This is a genomic window from Microbacterium invictum (assembly GCF_014197265.1).
Taxonomy (GTDB): domain Bacteria; phylum Actinomycetota; class Actinomycetes; order Actinomycetales; family Microbacteriaceae; genus Microbacterium; species Microbacterium invictum.
Genome location: NZ_JACIFH010000001.1, coordinates 721,163 through 741,090, shown reverse-complemented (window position 1 = coordinate 741,090; position 19,928 = coordinate 721,163). Strand labels below are relative to the sequence as shown.

22 protein-coding genes are annotated in these 19,928 nt (G+C 69.0%); 7 read left to right on the top strand and 15 right to left on the bottom strand.

From position 1 onward, the window contains the following. Positions 1-2 precede the first annotated feature (2 nt). Together BKA10_RS03625 and rsmD are read left to right on the top strand one after the other, a co-directional pair. The gene (locus BKA10_RS03625) at positions 3-614 is read left to right on the top strand and encodes a 1-acyl-sn-glycerol-3-phosphate acyltransferase (protein ID WP_183498634.1); all 612 of its coding nucleotides are present in this window, start codon (positions 3-5) and stop codon (positions 612-614) included. Positions 615-618: 4 nt separating this feature from the next. Then, on the top strand, positions 619-1,176 hold the full coding sequence (rsmD, locus tag BKA10_RS03620; protein WP_183498633.1) for a 16S rRNA (guanine(966)-N(2))-methyltransferase RsmD: 558 nt from the start codon (positions 619-621) through the stop codon (positions 1,174-1,176). Between the two features lie 6 nt (positions 1,177-1,182). On the opposite strand, the gene thiL is transcribed toward rsmD, so the two are convergent. Next, entirely contained in the window at positions 1,183-2,175 is a 993-nt protein-coding gene (gene thiL, locus BKA10_RS03615) for a thiamine-phosphate kinase (protein WP_183498632.1), read from the bottom strand. Between the two features lie 22 nt (positions 2,176-2,197). Between thiL and BKA10_RS03610 the strand changes: the two genes are divergently transcribed. Beyond that, the gene (locus BKA10_RS03610; protein ID WP_248198985.1) at positions 2,198-2,707 is read left to right on the top strand and encodes a DUF3515 family protein; all 510 of its coding nucleotides are present in this window, start codon (positions 2,198-2,200) and stop codon (positions 2,705-2,707) included. Between the two features lie 4 nt (positions 2,708-2,711). Here the strand turns inward: BKA10_RS03610 and BKA10_RS03605 are convergent, their stop codons facing one another. The 6 genes from BKA10_RS03605 to leuC all read right to left on the bottom strand — a co-directional run bounded on the left by BKA10_RS03605 (position 2,712) and on the right by leuC (position 9,089). Next, positions 2,712-3,794, bottom strand: coding sequence for a D-alanine--D-alanine ligase family protein (locus BKA10_RS03605; RefSeq protein WP_183498631.1), 1,083 nt, complete (start codon positions 3,792-3,794; stop codon positions 2,712-2,714). Continuing rightward, entirely contained in the window at positions 3,700-4,806 is a 1,107-nt protein-coding gene (locus BKA10_RS03600) for an NAD(P)H-dependent glycerol-3-phosphate dehydrogenase (protein ID WP_183498630.1), read from the bottom strand. Before BKA10_RS03600 ends, BKA10_RS03605 begins: the two co-directional genes overlap by 95 nt. Before the next feature lie 13 nt (positions 4,807-4,819). Then, positions 4,820-5,599: a 1-acyl-sn-glycerol-3-phosphate acyltransferase gene (locus BKA10_RS03595; RefSeq protein ID WP_183498629.1), complete on the bottom strand. Its 780-nt coding sequence runs from the start codon at positions 5,597-5,599 to the stop codon at positions 4,820-4,822. Positions 5,600-5,603: 4 nt separating this feature from the next. Beyond that, positions 5,604-6,977 (bottom strand): UDP-N-acetylglucosamine 1-carboxyvinyltransferase, encoded by a 1,374-nt coding sequence (gene murA, locus BKA10_RS03590; RefSeq protein WP_183498628.1) that lies wholly within the window; start codon positions 6,975-6,977, stop codon positions 5,604-5,606. 68 nt (positions 6,978-7,045) lie between these two features. Further along, the gene (gene leuD, locus BKA10_RS03585) at positions 7,046-7,642 is read right to left on the bottom strand and encodes a 3-isopropylmalate dehydratase small subunit (protein WP_183498627.1); all 597 of its coding nucleotides are present in this window, start codon (positions 7,640-7,642) and stop codon (positions 7,046-7,048) included. A gap of 1 nt (position 7,643) precedes the next feature. Further along, entirely contained in the window at positions 7,644-9,089 is a 1,446-nt protein-coding gene (gene leuC, locus BKA10_RS03580; protein WP_183498626.1) for a 3-isopropylmalate dehydratase large subunit, read from the bottom strand. 261 nt (positions 9,090-9,350) lie between these two features. Between leuC and BKA10_RS03575 the strand changes: the two genes are divergently transcribed. Together BKA10_RS03575 and BKA10_RS03570 are read left to right on the top strand one after the other, a co-directional pair. After that, positions 9,351-10,673, top strand: a complete 1,323-nt coding sequence (locus BKA10_RS03575) for an O-acetylhomoserine aminocarboxypropyltransferase/cysteine synthase family protein (protein ID WP_308221560.1) — start codon at positions 9,351-9,353, stop codon at positions 10,671-10,673. Beyond that, on the top strand, positions 10,670-11,983 hold the full coding sequence (locus BKA10_RS03570) for an LLM class flavin-dependent oxidoreductase (protein WP_183498624.1): 1,314 nt from the start codon (positions 10,670-10,672) through the stop codon (positions 11,981-11,983). Before BKA10_RS03575 ends, BKA10_RS03570 begins: the two co-directional genes overlap by 4 nt. A 42-nt stretch (positions 11,984-12,025) precedes the next feature. On the opposite strand, the gene BKA10_RS03565 is transcribed toward BKA10_RS03570, so the two are convergent. The 5 genes from BKA10_RS03565 to BKA10_RS03545 all read right to left on the bottom strand — a co-directional run bounded on the left by BKA10_RS03565 (position 12,026) and on the right by BKA10_RS03545 (position 16,385). Then, a complete protein-coding gene (locus BKA10_RS03565) occupies positions 12,026-12,937 on the bottom strand; it encodes an ABC transporter substrate-binding protein (protein WP_183498623.1) in 912 nt (303 codons plus the stop codon). A 29-nt stretch (positions 12,938-12,966) separates the two neighbouring features. After that, positions 12,967-13,686: an ABC transporter permease gene (locus tag BKA10_RS03560; protein WP_183498622.1), complete on the bottom strand. Its 720-nt coding sequence runs from the start codon at positions 13,684-13,686 to the stop codon at positions 12,967-12,969. Next, the gene (locus BKA10_RS03555) at positions 13,683-14,363 is read right to left on the bottom strand and encodes an ABC transporter permease (protein ID WP_183498621.1); all 681 of its coding nucleotides are present in this window, start codon (positions 14,361-14,363) and stop codon (positions 13,683-13,685) included. The genes BKA10_RS03560 and BKA10_RS03555 overlap by 4 nt, the downstream gene beginning before the upstream one ends. Further along, on the bottom strand, positions 14,360-15,184 hold the full coding sequence (locus tag BKA10_RS03550; protein ID WP_183498620.1) for an ATP-binding cassette domain-containing protein: 825 nt from the start codon (positions 15,182-15,184) through the stop codon (positions 14,360-14,362). The genes BKA10_RS03555 and BKA10_RS03550 overlap by 4 nt, the downstream gene beginning before the upstream one ends. Before the next feature lie 91 nt (positions 15,185-15,275). Continuing rightward, the gene (locus BKA10_RS03545) at positions 15,276-16,385 is read right to left on the bottom strand and encodes a TerC family protein (protein WP_183498619.1); all 1,110 of its coding nucleotides are present in this window, start codon (positions 16,383-16,385) and stop codon (positions 15,276-15,278) included. A 208-nt stretch (positions 16,386-16,593) separates the two neighbouring features. On the opposite strand from BKA10_RS03545, the gene BKA10_RS03540 reads away from it, so the two are divergent. Both BKA10_RS03540 and BKA10_RS03535 read left to right on the top strand, forming a co-directional pair. Beyond that, positions 16,594-17,154, top strand: a complete 561-nt coding sequence (locus BKA10_RS03540; RefSeq protein WP_183498618.1) for an RNA polymerase sigma factor — start codon at positions 16,594-16,596, stop codon at positions 17,152-17,154. Further along, the gene (locus BKA10_RS03535; RefSeq protein ID WP_183498617.1) at positions 17,151-18,284 is read left to right on the top strand and encodes a DUF4349 domain-containing protein; all 1,134 of its coding nucleotides are present in this window, start codon (positions 17,151-17,153) and stop codon (positions 18,282-18,284) included. Before BKA10_RS03540 ends, BKA10_RS03535 begins: the two co-directional genes overlap by 4 nt. On the opposite strand, the gene BKA10_RS03530 is transcribed toward BKA10_RS03535, so the two are convergent. From BKA10_RS03530 to BKA10_RS03520, 3 genes are all read right to left on the bottom strand, one after another. Continuing rightward, the gene (locus BKA10_RS03530; RefSeq protein ID WP_183498616.1) at positions 18,281-18,430 is read right to left on the bottom strand and encodes a hypothetical protein; all 150 of its coding nucleotides are present in this window, start codon (positions 18,428-18,430) and stop codon (positions 18,281-18,283) included. The genes BKA10_RS03535 and BKA10_RS03530 overlap by 4 nt on opposite strands. After that, entirely contained in the window at positions 18,427-18,837 is a 411-nt protein-coding gene (locus tag BKA10_RS03525; protein ID WP_206686514.1) for a hypothetical protein, read from the bottom strand. Before BKA10_RS03525 ends, BKA10_RS03530 begins: the two co-directional genes overlap by 4 nt. Before the next feature lie 256 nt (positions 18,838-19,093). Beyond that, complete coding sequence (locus tag BKA10_RS03520; protein ID WP_183498615.1) at positions 19,094-19,849, bottom strand: DDE-type integrase/transposase/recombinase; 756 nt, start codon at positions 19,847-19,849, stop codon at positions 19,094-19,096. Between the last annotated feature and the right edge of the window lie 79 nt (positions 19,850-19,928).

Here is a 19,928-nt window from a genome sequence, read left to right as displayed (position 1 = left end):
CGGTGATCACGCACTTCCTGGCCCGCGTCTACTGGTTCTTCAGCCGCTGGACGCTGAAGACCGAGCCCGCCCCGTCGCGACCGACCGTGCTGATCGGCGCGCCGCACACCTCGAACTGGGACTTCGTGCTCATGCTCGCCATCGCCTGGCGGCTGCGGATACATGTGCGCTGGCTGGGCAAGGCGAGCCTGTTCGCCGGGTGGAAGGGCCCGGTCATGCGACGGCTGGGCGGCATCCCCGTCGACCGTGCCGACGCCGGCCGCATCGTCGACGAGGTGGTCGCGCGGGTGCACTCCGGCGACGTCTTCGGGCTCGTCGTCACCCCCGACGGCACGCGCGGCGCGAATGCGCACTGGAAGAGCGGCTTCTATCGCATCGCGCACGAGGCCGGGATGCCCGTCACGCTGGGCTACGTGGATCGCACGACGATGACCACGGGACTCGGGCCCACCCTCGACCTCACCGGCGATGTCGCCGGTGACATGGACCGCATCCGCGCGTTCTACGCCGACAAGGCCGGCCTCCGCCCGGAGTTTCGGAGCGAACCGCGGCTGCGCGACGAGACGCCCCGCACCTCGCCCGACGATGGCGAGGAAGCGGCCCCGATATCGTGAGACCGTGACGCGGATCATCTCGGGGCGCGCCGGCTCGCTCTCTCTCGCGGTTCCGGATGCCGGAACCCGACCCACCAGCGACCGCGTGCGCGAATCGCTGTTCGGAAGCCTGGAGGCGGCTGGTCGACTCGACGGCACGGTGCTCGACCTGTACGCCGGCTCGGGAGCGCTCGCGCTGGAGGCCGTCAGCAGGGGCGCGACGGCAGCCGATCTCGTGGAGAGGAACGCCCGTGCGGCCACGATCGCGGAGCGCAACACGCGCGCCGTGCTCCGGGCCGTTCCGGACGCCCGGGTGCGCGTGCACCGGGCGAGCGCCGATCAGTTCCTGCGGTCGGCCGCGGCGACGTACGACCTCGCCTTCCTCGACCCGCCGTACGACCTCGACGAGACGGAGCTGACGGCCACGCTCGCACTTCTCGTGCCGCGCCTGGCGCCGGATGCCGTGGTGATCGTCGAGCGCGCCTCCCGCTCCCCCGAGCCCACGCTCCCGCCGGGACTCAGCCACGACCGCCAGAGGCGGTATGGGGACACAGCCCTCTGGTGGGTCGTCGCGGCACCCTGAGTCGCGTCAGCCGCGATGCGCGTCCCAGTCGCGATACGGATCCCAGCCGCCGGTGCCGTCATAGCCGTGCCCGGCAACCGTGACAGCCGTGTCCCCGCGCTCGCGCACGACGCCGATGATGCGGAAGCCCTCGGGCACGTCACCGGTGCGGAAGGCGGCGAGCAGCGCGTGGTCCTCGCCGCCTCCCAGGGCATCGGGGTCGGCGACATCCGTGATGTCGATCGTGACGCCCGAGGCATCCGCCATCCGTCGCGCGTCGAGCACGAGCCCGTCCGAGACGTCCATCATCGCGCTCGCCCCGGAACGCGCGGCCAGCGGACCGTGCGCCAGCGGCGGGCGGGGGCGCAGCTGTGCGTCGAGGTCGGCCGACTCCTCGGGGCTCAGGCGCGAACGGTCCACCGGCACCGGGTCCCCGGCATCCGTCCGGAATCGGTCGAACAGCAGCCGCAGACCCCGCGCCGCGCGGCCGAGCTCACCGCAGACCGCCACGACTTCGCCGGCCTGGGCGCCCGAGCGCAGCACCGGTTCGTGACCGTCGAGGACGCCGAGCGCGGTGACGGCGATCGTCAGCGTGTCCGACACGGTGAGATCGCCACCCTCGACCGCGCACCCCGGCGACAGCGTGTCGCACGCTTCACGCAGTCCGGCGGCGAGGTCGGCGACGAAGGCGACCGGCGTGTCCTCCGGCACCGCCAGCGCCACCACCAGGGCCGTCGGCCGCGCCCCCATCGCCGCGATGTCGGCCAGATTGACGGTTGCCGCTTTGAAGCCGAGGTCGCTGCCGCTCGACCACGCCAGGCGGAAGTCGGGTCCGTGCACGAGGGTGTCGGTGGTGACGACCACTCGGCCATCGGGAACGGCCAGGACTGCGGCGTCGTCGCCGGGGCCCACGAGGGCCTCTGACGAGCCCCGCAGCACCGCGAAGATGCGGGCGAGCAGCGCGCTCTCGCTGAGCTGACCGACGGTCTCGCCGTCGATCTGATCGACCTGGGTGGGCATCCCTCCACGGTAGCCTGGACTGGTGTCCCGTCCCCGCATCGCCCTGCTCGCGCTGACGGTGGCCGGAGCCTCGGTCCTCACCGGGTGTTCGTCGACCGTGTCGATGGTTCCGGGCGACGACGCGAACAACCCGCTCTGTGCGGAGCTGATGGTGCGGCTGCCCGACACGCTGAGCGGTGAAGACCGTCGCTGGACCGACGCCCAGTCGACGGCGTCGTGGGGCACCCCTTCGCGGATCCTCTTCACGTGCGGCGGTGACGAGCCCGGGCCGACGACACTGCGCTGCGAAGAGGTCGACGGTGTGGACTGGGTCATCGACGAGTCCGAGGCGCCCCATTTCCGGGTCACCACCTACGGGCGCTCCCCCGCTGTCGAGCTGTACCTGGACACGTCCACCGACGGCGGCACCGGAGTGTCGAGCCGGACGGTGCTGGACGTCATCTCACCGATCGTCCGGCAGTTCATCGAGCCCGGCCGCACGTGCGTGCCGCGCACCGAGGCGACGCCCGTGCCCGAGCCGGTCGAGCCCTGACGCGTCAGCTGTGGGCCATCTCGATCAGCTCGCTCACGAGCTGCTCGTAGGTCATGCCTGAGGCGATCCAGCACTTCGGGAACATCGAGATCGGCGTGAACCCCGGCATCGTGTTCACCTCGTTGACGATGAACTCGGTGCCCGTGTAGAAGAAGTCGACGCGGGCGAGCCCCTCGCCTCCGACCGCTTCGAAGGCACGGGCCGCGACCCTCTGCATCTCGGCGAGCTCGCCCGGCTGCAGGTCGGCGGGGCAGACCAGTTCGGCGCCCGCGCCGCCGAGGTACTTCGCCTCGAAGTCGTAGAAGTCCGGGCCGTCCAGGATGATCTCCCCGGCGACACTCACCCGCGTGTCACCGCCGTCGCGGCCCGCCAGCACACCGCACTCGATCTCGCGGCCGATCACGGCCTGCTCGACGAGCGCGGTGTCGTCCTCGGCCCACGCGGCCTCGAGCGCGGCATCCAGCTCGCTCCAGTCCGCGACCTTCGACACCCCGACGCTCGACCCCGCACGCGCGGGCTTGACGAACACGGGCAGCCCCAGCGATCGCACGCGGCGACGCACCAGTTCGTCGTCGTGCTCGACGTCGCGGCGGGTGACGCTCCACCACGGCGCGACGGGCACATCGGCGGCCTTCAGTATGCGTTTGGTGGTGTGCTTGTCCATTGCGATCGCCGACATCAGCAGCCCGGCCCCGACGTAGGGCAGGTCGAGCAGCTCGAGGAACCCCTGGATCGTGCCGTCCTCGCCGAACCGCCCGTGCAGGATGGGGAACACCACGTCGACGTCGCCCAGCGACCGCTCGGTGCCGTCGGCGCCGCGCACCCGCAGCTCGCGCGAGCGCGCCGAGTCTGGCCAGATGATGCGCGTGCCGTTGTCGAGCACCTCGGGCAGGTGCGCGGGATCGAGAGCGAACTTGCCGGGATCGTCGTCTTCGAGGACGTAGGCGCCATCGCGGGTAATGCCGATGGGGATCACCCGGTAGCGGTCACGGTCAATCGCGCGAAGCACTCCCCCCGCCGTAGCGGAGCTGATCGAATGCTCGCTTGAGCGACCGCCGAAGAGCACCGCCACCGTCGCTGTGTTCATTCTGGGTCCTCTCGCCCGTAGGCCGTTCGTCGTCTGTGGTCAGGTGCGGGGCGATGTCACGCGGGTTCATGGTGCCGTCGAGCACGCGTTTGACCTGTTCCACGATCGGCATCTGCACGCCCGCTTCCCTGGCCAGCTGGAGGATGGGAGCGACCGAGCCGAGTCCCTCCGCCGTCTGGTTCATCTGCTTGACGACATCCTGGAAGCTGTACCCCTGCCCGAGCAGGCGGCCGGCGGTGTTGTTGCGGCTGAGGGGCGACTGGCACGTGGCGATCAGGTCGCCGAGCCCCGCCAGTCCCTGCAGCGTCTCGGGCTGAGCACCCTGCGCGACGGCGAAGTCGGTCATCTCGACGAGGCCGCGCGTGATGATGGACGCCTTGGTGTTCTCGCCGTATCCGACACCGTCGACGATGCCGATCGCCACGGCGATGAGGTTCTTGAGTACGCCGCCGAACTCGGTTCCGATGACGTCGGTGTTCACGAACGTGCGGAAGTAGCTGTTGCGGGCGCGCCGGGCGACGGCCTCGGCCGTCTCGCGGCTCGTCGAGGAGATGACGGCGGCGGTCGGCTGCTCCCGCGCGATCTCGAGGGCCAGGTTGGGTCCGGATGCCACGGCGATGCGCGCCGGGTCGCAGTCGAGCTCCTGCTCGATGACCTGGCTCATCCGCAGTCCGGTACGCTTCTCGACGCCCTTCATGAGCGAGACGATCGGCACGTCGGCGCTGCTGACGAGCGGGCGCACGGCTTTCAGGTTCTGGCGCAGCGCCTGGCTCGAGATGGCCAGGTAGACCTGCGTGGCCCCCTCGAGCGCCTCGGAGAGGTGGTGGCTGGCTGTCATCGTGCGCGGCAGGTTGACGCCGGGCAGGTACTCGCTGTTGCGCTTTCCCTCGTGGATCTCCTGCGCGAGCTCTGCACGCCGCGCCCACATGGTGACATGTGCGCCGCCGTCGGCGAGGACCTTGCCGAACGTGGTGCCCCAGCTGCCGGCGCCGACGACGGCGATGCGGGGCATCGAAGCCTCATGCCTACGACTCAAGGCGACCCGTCTCCTTCTGCCCGTGATCGGCGGGGTTCCAGCGCTCGGCGGGCGGCGTCTGCCCACGCAGCTCGCCGAGCAGACCGGCGATGTCGGCCATGATGGCATCGGTCGCCGCGTTCATGTTGCTCGCACCGCGACGGGCCACCGTGTCGTCGAGACGGAAGGCCGACAGGTCGACGGGCGGACCGAGCTTGACCCGCATGCGCTTGCGGAGAGGCCACAGGCTGAGCTTGCCGTAGCGCGGCAGGATCTGCTGGACGCCCCACGTCGCGACCGGGATGACAGGGATGTCGCCGGCGAGGGCGAGCCGCACGGCTCCGGATTTGCCGCGCATCGGCCACAGGTCGGGCTCGCGGGTGAGCGATCCCTCGGGATAGACGATGACGCCACGACCGTGCTCGATCAGCGCCGCGCCCTGTTCGACGGACTGCTTGGCCGATCCCGCCGATGAGGTGCGGGCGACGGGGACCATGCCGGTGGCGCGCAGCAGCCAGCCCAGGACGGGGACCGTGAACAGACTCTCCTTCGCCATGAACCGCGGTGCGCGGCCGAGGCGCCAGGTGGCGGCGGCGACGATGACCGGATCGAACTCGCTGTAGTGGTTGGGGGCGAGCACGTACGGCCCTTCGAGCGGCAGGTGTTCGCCACCGTCGACCTCGATCTTGGCGATCAGCCCGACCAGCGGCACGACCACCGCGGCGGCCGGCCAGAAGACACTCGGTCGCGTCTTCTCGGCCGACGCGCGCCGACGCGGGCTGCCCCCCACCGCTTCAGCCCACCACGTCGAAGTCGGCGCCCAGCGCGGTCAGCTTGTCGAGGAACTTCTCGTAGCCGCGGCGGATGATGCCGATGTTGCGCACGGTCGACTCGCCTTCGGCCGCGAGTGCGGCGATGACATAGCTGTACCCGCCGCGCAGGTCGGGGACCACCACATCGGCGCCGTGCAGCGGAGTGGGTCCGTTGATGACGGCCGCCTGCTCGAGCGCACGACGCGGCACCCGCCGGTCGGGCGCGGCGATGCCCTCCGGGTGGACCACGATGTCGGCGCCCATCTGCACGAGTGCCCGCGTGAAGCCGAGGCGGTTCTCGTACACGGTCTCGTGCACGATCGACTCGCCGTCGGCCTGGGTCAGCGCCACGATGAGAGGCTGCTGCCAGTCGGTCATGAACCCCGGGTGCACGTCGGTCTCGACCACGACGGGCTTCAGCGCACCGCCACGGCGGAAGCGGATGCCGTCCTCGGCGATGTCGAAGTCGCCGCCGGCCTTGCGGAAGACATTGAGGAACGTCAGCATCTCCTGCTGCTTCGCACCGCCGACGAAGATGTCGCCGTCGGTCGCCAGCGCGGCGCATGCCCAGGACGCTGCTTCGTTGCGGTCGAAGATGCAGCGGTGGTCGTACCCGCGCAGGCTGTCGACACCCTCGATGAAGATGACGCGGTTCGGCTCATACGAGATGATCGCGCCCATCTTCTGCAGCACTGCGATGAGATCCATGATCTCGGGTTCGATGGCCGCTCCCCGCAGCTCGGTCGTGCCCTTCGCGCGCACCGCCGTGAGCAGGACCTGTTCGGTGGCGCCGACGCTCGGGTACGGCAGTTCGATGTCCGCGCCGTGCAACCCGTCAGGAGCGGACAGCCGGATGCCGCTGGGCAGCTTCTCGACGACCGCGCCGAAAGCACGGAGTGCATCGAGGTGGAAGTCGATGGGCCGGTCGCCGATCCGGCATCCACCCAGGTCGGGGATGAAGGCCTGACCGAGCAGGTGCAGCAGCGGCCCGCAGAACAGTATCGGGATGCGCGAGGCCCCTGCATGGGCGTCGATCTCCTCCATGTGCGCGGACTCGGCGCCGCTCGGGTCGAGGCGCAGCACGCCCTCGCCGTCGTCGGTGACCGTGACGCCATGCACCTCGAGGAGCGACCGTACGACCTGGACGTCACTGATCACCGGGACGTCACGGAGGACGCTCTCGGTGCCGCCGAGGAGGGCGGCGACCATCGCCTTGGTGGCGAGGTTCTTCGCACCTTTCACATCGACACGACCCGTCAGCGGTCGGCCGCCGCGGATCGAGAGGATCTCGCCCGGAAGCTCGCCCTCCCCGCCGCCGGGGTGCGATGATGCCGACGCGCTGAGGAGTGTGTTCATCCGATGGGCCTCACTTGGTCTCGAGGAAAGTATTCTGCCGTACTCCCTTGTGAGGAGCCGGAGTCGGGCTACGGAACGGGGATCGTCCGGGGTCGCCACGCCTCTCGGCGCGCCTCGAACGCAGCGATCTCATCCGCGCTGCGCAGTGTGAGCCCGATGTCGTCGAGCCCTTCGAGGAGCCGCCACCTAGTGTAATCATCGATCTCGAAACCCACCTGGAGGTCACCGATACGTGCCGTGCGGTCCTCGAGGCTCACGGTCATCACGATGCCGGGCTCGGCGTCGATCTTCGCCCAGATGGCGTCGATGTCCGTCTCGGAGACGACACCGGTCACCAGACCCTGCTTCCCGGCGTTGCCGCGGAAGATGTCGGCGAATCGGGGGCTCAGCACGACCTTGAACCCGAAGTCGCGCAGCGCCCATACGGCGTGCTCACGGCTCGAGCCGGTACCGAAGTCCGGTCCTGCGACCAGCACCGACGCACCCTGGAACGCCGGCTGGTTCAGCACGAACTCGGGGTCCTGGCGCCAGCTGGAGAACAGGGCGTCCTCGAAGCCGGTCTTGGTGACGCGCTTGAGGTAGACGGCCGGGATGATCTGGTCGGTGTCGACGGCGGAGCGCTTCAGCGGAGCGGCGACGCCGGTGTGCGTGGTGAACTTGTCCATGTCAGGCCTCCGCCCCGGTCAGAACCTGCAGATCGCTGGGGCTCGCGAGATGGCCGAGCACTGCGGTGGCGGCTGCCACGAGCGGCGACACGAGGTGCGTGCGCCCGCCCTTGCCCTGCCGACCCTCGAAGTTGCGGTTGCTGGTGGAGGCGCAGCGCTCCCCCGGCGCGAGCTGGTCGGGGTTCATGCCCAGGCACATCGAGCAGCCGGCGAACCGCCACTCCGCGCCGAAATCGGTGATCACCTTATCGAGTCCCTCGGCCTCGGCCTCCAGCCGCACGCGCGCGGAGCCCGGAACCACCATGACACGCACGCCTTCGGCCTTCGTGTGTCCGCGGATGATCGACGCGAACTGTCGTAGATCCTCGATGCGGCTGTTGGTGCAGGAGCCCATGAACACGGCATCCACCGGCACGTCCTTCAGCGGAGTGCCCGGCGTCAGATCCATGTACTGCAAGGCGCGCTCGGCGGCGGCGCGCTCATTGGGGTCGTCGAACTGGTCGGGCGAGGGGACGACATCCGACAGGGACACGCCCTGACCGGGGTTGGTTCCCCACGTGACGAACGGCTCGAGTTCACCTGCGTCGAGGAACACCTCGGCGTCGTAGACGGCGCCCTCATCGGACGGCAGCGTGCGCCAATAGGCGACCGCGTCGTCCCAGTCCTGGCCCTGGGGCGCATGCGGCTTGTCTTTGACGTACTCGAAGGTGATCTCGTCAGGGGCGACCATGCCGGCGCGCGCGCCGGCCTCGATGGACATGTTGCACATCGTCATGCGCCCCTCCATCGACAGCGTGCGGATGGCGGAGCCGCGGTACTCGAGCACGTAGCCCTGACCGCCGTTGGTGCCGATCTTCGCGATGACGGCGAGGATGATGTCCTTCGCTGTCACGCCGGGCCTCAGCTCGCCCTCGACGGTGATCGCCATGGTCTTGAAGGGTTTCAGCGGCAGGGTCTGCGTCGCCAGGACGTGCTCGACCTCACTGGTGCCGATACCGAAGGCCATCGCCCCGAAGGCGCCGTGGGTCGAAGTGTGCGAGTCGCCGCAGACGACGGTGATCCCCGGCATGGTGAGGCCGAGTTGGGGGCCGACCACGTGGACGATGCCCTGCTCCTTGTCGCCCAGCGAGTGCAGCCGGACGCCGAACTCCTCGGCGTTGCGGCGCAGGGTCTCGATCTGCGTGCGGCTGGTGAGGTCGGCGATCGGCTTGTGGATGTCGAGCGTCGGAGTGTTGTGGTCCTCCGTGGCGATCGTCAGATCGAGGCGGCGAACCGGGCGGCCCTCGGCGCGCAGACCGTCGAAGGCCTGCGGGCTGGTGACCTCGTGGACCAGGTGCAGGTCGATGTAGATGAGGTCGGGCTGACCGTCCTCACCCCGCACGACGACGTGGTCGTCCCAGACCTTCTCGGCCAGGGTGCGGGGGCGTTCGGGAATGGTGGTGCTCATGCTGTCTCGTTCTCCTGTGGAGGGGATGGCGCCCAGGACGGACTCCGCGACGAGAGAGGGCTCAGAACGAGATCTCGTCGCGGCCGCTAAGGAGAAGCAGGGCGATCCGCATTCGGTCAGATTATCACCGTCCCAGGGATGCCGGTCGCGCGCCGCACTCGGGGCGCGCGAACCGTCGTCATACTCCGACGCACGAAACGGTCCTGTGAGCGGGTGCGTGAGAGCCTGGGGGGAATCGGGATTCCGGAAGGGGAAGATGCGGTGGGCGACGGGTCTACGGGTGGGTTCACGACACGACAGGTGCACGCCGGCACGCGCGCCCCGGCGGCCTCCCCGCGCGCGCTGCCGATCCACCTGACGGCGGGCTTCACGTTCGACTCGTTCGACGACGCGGCGTCGCACTTCGGCTCCGGCGACGGCTTCGGCTACACCCGCACCGGCAACCCCACCGTGACCGCTGTCGAGGACAAGCTCGCATCGCTCGAGGGCGGCGCGCAGGCGCTGCTGCTGGCCAGTGGGCAGGCCGCCGTCGCGGTCGCGCTGCTCGGTCTCGTCTCGGCTGGTCAGCACGTGGTCAGCTCGACCCACATCTACGAGGGCACGCGGGGTCTGCTGCTGGACAATCTCAGCCGGTTCGGGGTGACCGTCGACTTCGTGGACGACATCGGCGATCCGGCAGCGTGGCGTGCCGCCATCCGGCCCACCACGCGTGTGCTGTTCGCCGAATCGATCGCCAACGCGCGCAACGACGTGCTCGACATCGCGGCGGTCGCCGCCGTCGGCGAGGAGCACGGCATCCCCCTCATCATCGACAACACCTTCGCGACGCCCTACCTGCTGCGCCCGATCGCGCACGGGGCTGCGGTGGTCGTGCACTCCGCCAGCAAGTTCCTCGCCGGACAGGGTGCGGTGCTGGGCGGGGTGATCGTCGACAGCGGGCGCTTCGACGGCGGACGCGACGGCGCGTTGTTCCCGCAGTTGACCGAGCCCCCGCGCGGCGGCGGCCCCTCCCTCTGGGAGCGGCACGGCGGCAGCGCGCGCATCGCGTACCTGCGGGAGAGCATCGCGCCGCGGTTCGGGCCCACCCCGTCGCCGCTCAACGCGTTCTTCATCGGTCAGGGCATCGAGACGCTCAGCCTACGCGTCCAGCGTCAATCGGAGAACGCTCTCGCGCTCGCGCGGTGGCTCGAAGCACATCCGGCCATCGCGTCGGTCGACTATGCGGGACTGGCATCCCACCCCACGTACGACACCGCACGCCGCTACCTGCAGGACGGCTACGGCTCGGTGTTCGCCTTCACGCTGCGCGACGGGCTGCCTGCGGCGCGCACGGTCGTCGAGTCGGTGCAGGTCTTCACGCACATGACCCACCTCGGCGATGTGCGCTCGCTCGTGCTGCACCCGGCATCCACGAGCCACAGCCACCGCACCGAGGACGAGCGCCTCGCGCTGGGGGTGCACCCCGGTACGCTGCGGGTGTCGATCGGGATCGAGGATGTCGCAGATCTGCGCGCGGACCTGTCCCGGGCGTTGGATGCCGTGACCGCGGCGCCCCGGACCGTCGAGCATGAGAGGGTCGCGTGACCAGGCTGCAGCACTTCGGGTGGTTCCTCGCGCGCGGCTTCGGCCCGCACGGCTGGGGGCATCCGTACCTGGAGTGGAATCACACCTGGACACGGCCCGGGCTCTATCAGGATTCGGCGCGCACGCTCGAGCAGGCCGGGTTCGACCTGCTGATCGTCGAGGACGCGCCCTCGCTCGGCTCGGCCGAGACGATCGACCTGCGCGTCCGGCACGCGTTCGGCGGTCCCAAGCTCGATCCGCTACTGCTCGCGCCGTACCTGTTCGCGGCGACCCAGCATCTCGGCGTCGTCCCGACCGTCAATCCGGCCGCGTATCTGCCCTACACGGCCGCGCGGCAGTTCGCGACGCTGCAGCATCTCAGCGGCAGCCGGCTCGGCCTCAACGTGGTCACCGACACCGGCAGCGCACGACACTTCGGCGCCGCGCCCCCGCTGAGCCACGATGCCGCATACGACCGCGCGGAGGAATGGCTCACCGGCATCCGCGACCTCTGGCACAGCTGGCCCGATGACGCGCTCATCGCCGACCCGGCCCGGGGCCGCTATGCGGACGGCAGTCTGCTGCACGAGACCGTGCACCGCGGCAAATACTTCGCGTTCGACGGCCCGCTGAACTTCGTGCCGTTCGAGCAGGGCGATCCCGTGATCGTCTCCCCCGGCGGGTCGGGTCGGGGCCTCGGATTCGCGGGGGCGAACTCGGACGTGCAACTCGCGCTGGCGCCACTCGACGAGGCCAGCATCACCGCCTACCGCGGGAAGATCCACGATGCCGCCCGCGCGCAGGGGCGCACACCGGAAGACATCAAGATCCTGTTCGCAATCCAGCCCGTGCTGGTCTCATCGGCCGAAGAGGCCGACCGTCTCGTGGCCGCCTCCGCGCATCCCGCAGACGCGACGCTCCGGAACATCGCCGAACGGCAGTCCAGCGACCTGGAGACCGACCTGACGGCGCTCGACCTGGATTCCCCCTTGGACCTGTCGGTCTTCGGTGATCACGTCTCGCACGGCAGCATCCGGCGACTGGTCGGCACGAGCGATCCGGACGCCCCGCTGCGCGAACTGCTCGCAGCCCATGCCCAGCTGGGCCGGCTGCGCGACGGATCGGGCTTCGTCGGCACGGCAGACGAACTGGCCGACCGTATCGAGGAACTCGGCACGTGGGGCAACGACGGCGTGCTGCTGTGGGGCGACCTGCACCCGGTGACGGTGCACCGCATGCTCGACGAACTCGTCCCCATCCTGCGCCGCCGCGGCATTCTGCGCTCCGAGTACACCGGCGGCGGGCTCCGAGCCAACCTGCAGTCGTTCTGATTCGGACGGGGGCCGGCCGAGGCCGCACCCCCGTCCGTCGATTCAGTCCAGCCCGTTCTCGCTGAGCCAGGCCGCGGCGATGTCAGCCGGCGACTCCTTGTCCTGCGTCGACTTGACGTTCAGAGCGACGAGCCCCTCCGGAGTGAGCGCCGCGCTGATCGGATTGATCACCCCGGCGACCTCGTCGGCCACAGTCTCACTGACCAGGGGGACGACGTTGGATGCCAGGAACAGCGCCTCCGGGTCTTCGAGCACGACGAGATCCTCGGTCTGGATGCGTGGGTCGGCCGTGTAGACGTTCGCAACGTTCACGGTGCCCGCGACGAGCTCTTCGACGGTGGTGTCGCCGGTCCCGCTGAAGGAGACATCGACGCCGTAGACGTCCTTGAGCCCGGTCGGGCCGTAGGGGCGTTCGGCAAGCTCCGGCGGGCCGCCGAGCGTCAGCGGCACGTCGACGCCGGCCAGATCGGCGATCGAGGTGAGATCGTGCTCGTCGGCGAAGGCGCGCGTGACGGTGTACGAATCCTGGTCGCTCGCGGTGGCCTGGTCGAGCACCGTGAGGCCGTCGGGCAGAGCATCCGCGAGGGCCGCGTACACGTCCTCCGGACTGCGCGCATCGGTGTCCGCGTCGAAGAACTGCAGGAGGTTGCCGCTGTACTCCGGGAACAGCGTGATCTCGCCACTCTCGATCGACGGGAGGTAGGCGTCGCGCTGGCCGATGTTGAACGAGCGCTCGACGGTGAAGCCGGCGCCCTCCAGGGCCTGGGCATAGATCTCCGCGATGATCTCATTCGAGTAGTACGCCTGCGATCCGACGACGATCGTGGCGGGATCGACATCTGCGGGCGTGCTGGGGTCTGCGAGCGGGTCGCTCTGGGCGCAGCCCGACAGGGCCAGGACACCGCCTGCGATGAGGGCGATCACGGCCGCCACTCTGGTGCGTGCTGTGTGCATTCTCGTTTCCTTACTGTGGGTGGTCGGGTTCAGGCCGCGGCCGGGCGTGGTGCGCGGGCGCGCGGCGCTGAGCGGGTGGAAGACGCACGGACGCCGTGCGGAAGGGCGAAGCGCTGCCCGAGCGCAAACAGGGCGTCCAGCACCAGTGCGAGCACGGCGACGAGGATCGCGCCGCCGAGCACCATGTCGAACCGGCGGAGGTTCAGCCCCGTGATGATGTACTGGCCGAGTCCGCCGAGGTTCGCATAGGCGGCGATCGTGACGGTCGCGACCACCTGCAGCGTCGCCGCACGGACCCCGCCGATCAGCAGCGGCAGGCCCAGCGGGATCTCGATGCGTCGCAGCACCTGTCCACCGGTCATGCCCATCGACCGTCCGGCGTCGACCACGGCCCGGTCGATCGCTTCGAACCCGGTGTATGCGCCGGCCAGGAGCGACGGGATCGCCAGCAGAACGAAGGTGATCACGGCGGCCTCGGGCTTGTGCAGGACGCCGAGCAGAAGCACGAGCAGCAGGAGCAGGCCGAAGGAAGGAACGGCACGGGCGGCGCCGGACACCGCGACGGCGACGTCGCGACCTCTGCCGGTGTGCCCGATCGCCCATCCGGCCGGTACGGCGATCGCGCCGGCGATCAGCACCGACAGGAACGTGTAGACGAGGTGCTCGACGAAGGCGACCGGGATCGGTGCGAGCCCTGCCCCCGGGTCGCCGGAGAAGATCCACGCGAGAGCGTCGGCAATGAGATTCATGCCAGCGCCTCCGCCTCGACCCGGCGAGTTGCCGCGCGCCGGGTGGGCGTGCGCGACCACGGCATGAGCAGCCGTCCGGCCAGTACGAGCAGCAGATCGATGACCAGGGCGATCACCACGACGGCGACGATGCCCGAAAAGATCTCCTCGATGATGCGGCGCTGATATCCGTTCGTGAACAGGTAGCCGAGATTCTCGATGCCGATCAGGATGCCGACGGTGGCGAGCGCGATCGTGCTCACGGCAGTGACGCGCAGACCGGCCAGCACGACCGGACCCGCGAGCGGGAAGTCGACCCGCGCGAACCGGCGGGCCGGCCCGTAGCCCATCGCGGTGGCCGCCAGCCGCACGTCCGGATCGATCGCGTCCAGGCCGTCGGCCACGGCCCGCACCATCAGTGCGACGCCGTACAGGATCAGCGCGATGATGAGGTTGAGCTCGCTGAGCGGGCTGATGCCCAGCAGGGTGGGCAGGAGCATGAGCAGGGCGAGCGAGGGGATCGTGTACAGCAGCCCCACCACGGTGATGATGCCGCTGCGCAACACCCGGAACCGCCAGGCGAGCCAGCCCAGCGGCAGGGCGATGAGGAACGACAAGACGATGGCGATGGCACTCTGACGCAGATGCACGAGCGTCAGCTTCGCGATGAGGTCGAGGTTGTCGAGCACCCAGCTCACGCGGCGTCGCCCCCGAGTATCGTGCCCTGAGTGCGCCCCTCGGTGTCGACCACCACGGTGCCGCGGGGCGTCTCCTTCAGGCGCAGCGCGCGCGTGCCGCGGTCGGCCCCGATGAACTGCTCGACGAACTCGGATGCCGGGGCTTCGATGATCTCGCTCGGCGAGCCGACCTGGGCGATGTGCGCACCCTTGTGCAGGATGACGACCTGGTCGCCGAGGAGGAACGCCTCATCGATGTCGTGCGTGACGAACACCACGGTCTTGTCGAGGTCGCGCTGCAGGCGCAGGATCTCGTGCTGCAGCTCACGGCGGACGATGGGGTCGACGGCCCCGAACGGCTCGTCCATCAGGAGGATGTTCGGGTCGGCGGCAAGCCCGCGCGCCACGCCGACCCGTTGCTGCTGGCCGCCGGAGAGCTGGTGCGGGTAGCGCCCCGCGAGCGAGCGATCGAGCCCGACGACATCCAGTAGCTCGAGCGCCCGCGCCCGCGCCTCGGCCCGGCGCACCCCGCTGAGAACCGGCACGGTGGCGACGTTGTCGACCACGCTGATGTGCGGTAGCAGGCCCGCGCTCTGCATGATGTAGCCGATGCTGCGGCGCAGGGCCACGGCATCCCGTGCCGCGATGGACTCACCGTCGATTTCGATCACGCCCGACGTCGGCTCGACCATGCGATTGATCATGCGCAGCAATGTCGTCTTGCCGCAGCCGGACGAGCCCACGAGCACTGTGGTCTTGTGCGCCGGGATCACGAGGCTGAACGCGTCGACGGCCGCAGTCCCGTCGGGGTACTGCTTCGACACGTCGCGGAATTCGATCACCGGGTCACCTCCAGGTGCAACTCAAGCACACCCCCGCGACACGCGGGACGGGGTGGTAATGCGGCGAAACCCTGTGTATAGGCCGGGGCGGCTACTGCCTGCGCTCGTCGCGGTCGGGGGTCTCCACAGTCGCCGGCGCGCCCTTCTCCTCCGCGACGGCGATGGCGGCCGCTTCGGTCTCGGCGGGCACGACCGGGTGGGAGGCGGTACGCGGTGACGGCTCGGCGTCACGCTCACGCGCCGACGCGATCAGGCTCGCGACCGTCGCCACGACCATCGAGACCACGATGACGCCGAGCGACATCCAGGTCGAGATGTCGGGCGCCCAGGCGATGCCCTCGCCGCCGTTGATGAACGGCACCTCGTTCTCGTGCATCGCGTGGAAGATGAGCTTCACGCCGATGAAAGCGAGGATGAAGGCGATGCCGTAGTGCAGGTACCGCAGCCGGTCGAGCAGTCCGCCCAGCAGGAAGTAGAGCTGACGCAGGCCCATGAGCGCGAAGATGTTCGCGGTGAACACGATGAATGCGTTCTGCGTGATGCCGAAGATCGCGGGGATCGAATCCAGCGCGAACAGCAGATCGGTCATGCCGATCGCGACGAACACGATGATCATCGGGGTGAACATCTTCTTGCCGTCGACGATGGTGCGCACCTTGGCACCGTCATAGGTCTCGCTGATGTCGATCGTGCGGCGCAGGGTGCGCACGATGACACTCTCCTGCTTGACGTCTTCGTCATGGTCGCCACCGGGGAAGGCTTGCTTGAACGCAGTCCAGATCAGGAACGCACCGAAAACATAGAAGATCGGCAGGAAGTTCTCGATGATCGCCGCACCGGCCAGGATGAAGATCCCGCGGAGGATCAGCGCGATGATGATGCCCACCATCAGCACCTTCTGCTGATAGCGACGAGGCACCGAGAACTGCGTCATGATCAGCACGAACACGAACAGGTTGTCGATCGACAGGCTGTACTCCGTCAGCCACCCGGCGATGAACTGCCCGGCATACTCCCCACCGGCGAACATCCACATGAGACCGGCGAAGATGAGGGCCAGGATCACGTAGAACACGACCCACAGCGTCGACTCCTTGTTGGAGGGGATGTGGGGTCGCTTGATGATCAGCAGCAGGTCGGCGATCAGAATCGCCAGCAGCACGACCATCGAGCCGATCTCGAACCAGACAGGAAGCTCCATGGGGGCCTTTCGAGGGGAGGAGGATTCGTCGAAAGTCTCTCCCCCGCTGTTGCGGCGCGCATCCGGGTCCCCGGCTACGGGGCCCGTGGTGACGGATGCGCGAGGATGGGATACTCCCTCTCGCTCGGTCAAGGATACAGGTGTGGCGAGGGGATGAGACGCTTCCGGCGCACGCGACACTGTGGTGGTGAGAGACGATGAGGAGCACATGACCGATACGGCCGTGCACAGTGATGCCGAGCTCGTCGCCGCCGCGGCGCGCGGGAACGAGCATGCCTTCCGCACGCTGTATCGCGCGTACGTGCGGCCCGTGTTCTGGCTTGCGTATGGCCTGGTCGGTACGAGGGCGGATGCCGAGGACGTCGCCCAGGAGACCTTCCTGGCCGCATGGCGGAAGCTTCCCGATCTCGAACTGGCCGGCGACTCGCTGCTGCCGTGGCTGGTCACCATCTGCCGATTCCAGTGCGCCAACCGCGTCCGGCGTCAGCAGCGGGATCGTGAGCACACCGCCGCGGCCGTCGACGACACGCTGCCGGCCCTGGTCGACGTGGAGCGTCAAGTCGTCACCGCGGATCTGGTGGATCGGATCCTGGACGAGGTGCGCACGCTGAGCACGCTCGATCAGCAGATCTTCCGGCTGTGCGCAGCCCAGGGATACGCCTATCAGGCGGCGGCCGACGAACTCGGCGTCACGCACGGCGCGGTCCGCAATCGTCTCTCCCGCATCCGCACCCAGGTGCGCGGTGCCGTCGAACAGGAGGGGACATGAGCACACACGACCAGGCACTGCCCGATCTCAGCGACGAGCGCGTCGCCGAGATCGAGAAGCAGCTGTTCGACGCGGTCGGCGCCGAGCCGCGCACGGGCACGAACGCAGAGGATGAGCGGCGCCGGCGGGTGCGGCGCGGCCGTCTCTGGCTGGCCGGCGGGACCGCCGCCGCGGTGATCGTCGTCGCGGCCGTCATCGCGCCGTATGTGTCCGGCATCACGTCGAACTCGGCCGGTTCGATGGTCGATCAGAGCAGCTCGGGTGCGCTCCCGGAGATGGCGCCGGACTTCTCGGACGCAGACGGCGGCGCGACCGCCGACGAGCAGGGCGGAGCCGACGACCTGGCGGGTCCGGACGCCGGTGTGACCAGCAGCGAGCGGGAGATCATCGCCACCGCGTCCGCGTCGGTCCGCGTCGACGACGTCCGGGCGGCCGCTGACCGGATCACGGTGATCGCCGAAGACGCCGGCGGGTACGTCGAAGCGCTGAGCATGGGAGCCGACGGCCAGTTCGTGGTCCTGGGCACGTCCCCCGGCGTCAGCTACCCCGCCGAGGTGAGTTCGGCATGGATCTCCGTCCGCGTGCCCGCCGACCAGCTCGACGCCGTGACGCAGTCACTGGCCGGCGTGGGCGACGTCACGTCCTCACAGCTGGACCGCCGCGACGTGACGAGCGAAGCCGTCGACCTGCGGGCCCGCATCGATGCGCTGCGCACCTCGGTCGAGCGCCTCGAGTCTCTGATGGCCGACGCGGAGTCCACGGCCGACCTGCTGGCAGCAGAGAGCGCGCTGGCCGACCGGCAGGCGCAGCTCGAGTCGTACGAGCAACAGCTGAAGTATCTCGAGGACCAGGTCGGGATGTCGTCTCTGACGGTCTCGCTGTACGAGCCGTCCGAAGTCGTGCAGGCCGACCCCGCCGGCTTCGGCGACGGCATCGCGGCGGGCTGGAACGGGCTGGTCGCGACGCTCAACGGCATCGTGATCGCCCTCGGATTCCTGCTGCCGTGGCTCGCGGTCATCGCCGTCGTCGGTGTTGTCGTCTGGCTGATCCGCCGGGCGGTGCGCGCGCGACGCGTCCGCCGTTCCACGGCCGTGCCGGACTCGGACGACGAGCCGGGAGATCGTGCTTAGGTAAGGATCTGGAGCGTGATGCAGCCGGACATCACGACGACGAAGCCCACGAACAGCGCCACGCTCCCCCACACGCTTCCCGCGGGGCCGTCGGCCTGTTCCTCCGTAGCTGCGGGCGCCGGATCCTGACGCGATACGTCGCTCATGCGCCGGCCACCAACCCGCCGATGTCGATGACGAGGGTGACGGCCAGAACGGCGAACACCACGGCCATGAAGTTCGTGTACATCCAGCGGTAGCGATGGTTCGCGATCCAGAACCTGCGCACGCTGATGACGCCGTTGACGAAGGCGAACAGGCAGAGGGCGATGCTCAGCGGCGCCGCCACGAGGCCCGCGACCGCGGCGATCGGGATCAGGATCGGGATGGCGAGGTAGGTGATCAGGCAGCGGACCGCGGAGACCAGGATGGCGACGCGGAATGCGCGGTGCGCACTGCCGACGACGCGCTTGTCGGTGGACGAGACGCGGAGCAGCCGTCGCATGAAGCGGTCGGCGGGCGGAATCACGGCGCGCTCTGTCGCTGACGCTTCGCGTACCACGGTCGAGGACATGTTCATCACCTAGCTCGCCTGTCGACGTTCACCCGTCAGATCGTACCGCTACCGGCTCCCGGAAGGCCTTGTCGTCACCGTTCGAGGCCAGGATGTCGCCACGTTGCCCCCGACTTCATCAGGGAAGCCCGCGAGCACGGGCACCGCGGCGGGAATGCGAAAACCCCCGCCGAAGCGGGGGTTTTCTTGTTGGTGACCCCAGCGGGATTCGAACCCGCGTTACCGCCGTGAGCGCCCGATGTCAAGCTGTGTGGAGTCACGCGACCTGCTTTTGTGGCTGCCGGTCGGGCAGGTTGATCCCGACGGTGGTCGCGGGCGCTGGTGTTCGGGGCCGCGCGTGGAAGCGTTCCGGGTGCTTCTGGAAGTAGCGTTGCAGCGCTCGATCTCGTTGCTCCCAGGCTTGCGTCCAGGTGCCGTCGTGGACTTGCTCGGGTGAGAACAGCGCGATCCCGGAGTGTTTGTGCTGCTCGTTGTACCAGGACACGTATCCGGCGATGTAGTGCCGGGCGGTGTCGAGATCGGTGAACACCTTCGGGTAGCCAGGACGGTATTTCATCGTCCGGAATCCGGCCTCGGAGAACGGGTTGTCGTTCGACGTGTACGGCCGGTTGTGGGAGAGTTCCACGCGCTGCTCGTGGAGGTAGTCGCGGAGCAGGTTCGAGGTCATCGCGGCGCCGGAGTCGGCGTGCACCACCTGGGGTGCGCCGTGCTCGGCGATCGCGGCGGCGAACATCTCGACAGCGAGGTGGTCGGCCTCACGGTCCTCGACCCGCCAGCCGACGATCTTCCGGGAGAAGATGTCGGTGATCTTGTACGCCTTGAACACCTTCCCCTGCCACGGCGAGTACAAGTCCGTGATGTCCCACGACCACACCTGGCCTGGGCCGGTCGCTTTCAGCACCGGCTTGTTCCGCGGCTGCCGGCGGTCTTTGCGGGCCGGGATCTTCGGACGCAGCATCTGGTCCTCGATCCGCGCCGCGATGCGCCACCAGGTGCGCCTGGATGCGAGCATCACTGAGTATTTGAAGGGTTGAGGGCCAGTCGATATTGGGGTTCAGTGCCACTCGATATTGCGATTCAGGGCCGCCCGG

Bases quoted from the DNA above. Each gene is read 5' to 3' on its own strand.
- thiL (WP_183498632.1), bottom strand. From the start codon at position 2,175: ATGCCCACCCAGGTCGATCAGATCGACGGCGAGACCGTCGGTCAGCTC.
- BKA10_RS03605 (WP_183498631.1), bottom strand. From the start codon at position 3,794: ATGAACACAGCGACGGTGGCGGTGCTCTTCGGCGGTCGCTCAAGCGAG.
- BKA10_RS03600 (WP_183498630.1), bottom strand. From the start codon at position 4,806: ATGCCCCGCATCGCCGTCGTCGGCGCCGGCAGCTGGGGCACCACGTTC.
- murA (WP_183498628.1), bottom strand. From the start codon at position 6,977: ATGAACACACTCCTCAGCGCGTCGGCATCATCGCACCCCGGCGGCGGG.
- leuD (WP_183498627.1), bottom strand. From the start codon at position 7,642: ATGGACAAGTTCACCACGCACACCGGCGTCGCCGCTCCGCTGAAGCGC.
- leuC (WP_183498626.1), bottom strand. From the start codon at position 9,089: ATGAGCACCACCATTCCCGAACGCCCCCGCACCCTGGCCGAGAAGGTC.
- BKA10_RS03565 (WP_183498623.1), bottom strand. From the start codon at position 12,937: ATGCACACAGCACGCACCAGAGTGGCGGCCGTGATCGCCCTCATCGCA.
- BKA10_RS03560 (WP_183498622.1), bottom strand. From the start codon at position 13,686: ATGAATCTCATTGCCGACGCTCTCGCGTGGATCTTCTCCGGCGACCCG.
- BKA10_RS03545 (WP_183498619.1), bottom strand. From the start codon at position 16,385: ATGGAGCTTCCTGTCTGGTTCGAGATCGGCTCGATGGTCGTGCTGCTG.
- BKA10_RS03540 (WP_183498618.1), top strand. From the start codon at position 16,594: ATGACCGATACGGCCGTGCACAGTGATGCCGAGCTCGTCGCCGCCGCG.
- BKA10_RS03535 (WP_183498617.1), top strand. From the start codon at position 17,151: ATGAGCACACACGACCAGGCACTGCCCGATCTCAGCGACGAGCGCGTC.
- BKA10_RS03530 (WP_183498616.1), bottom strand. From the start codon at position 18,430: ATGAGCGACGTATCGCGTCAGGATCCGGCGCCCGCAGCTACGGAGGAA.
- BKA10_RS03525 (WP_206686514.1), bottom strand. From the start codon at position 18,837: ATGTCCTCGACCGTGGTACGCGAAGCGTCAGCGACAGAGCGCGCCGTG.
- BKA10_RS03520 (WP_183498615.1), bottom strand. From the start codon at position 19,849: ATGCTCGCATCCAGGCGCACCTGGTGGCGCATCGCGGCGCGGATCGAG.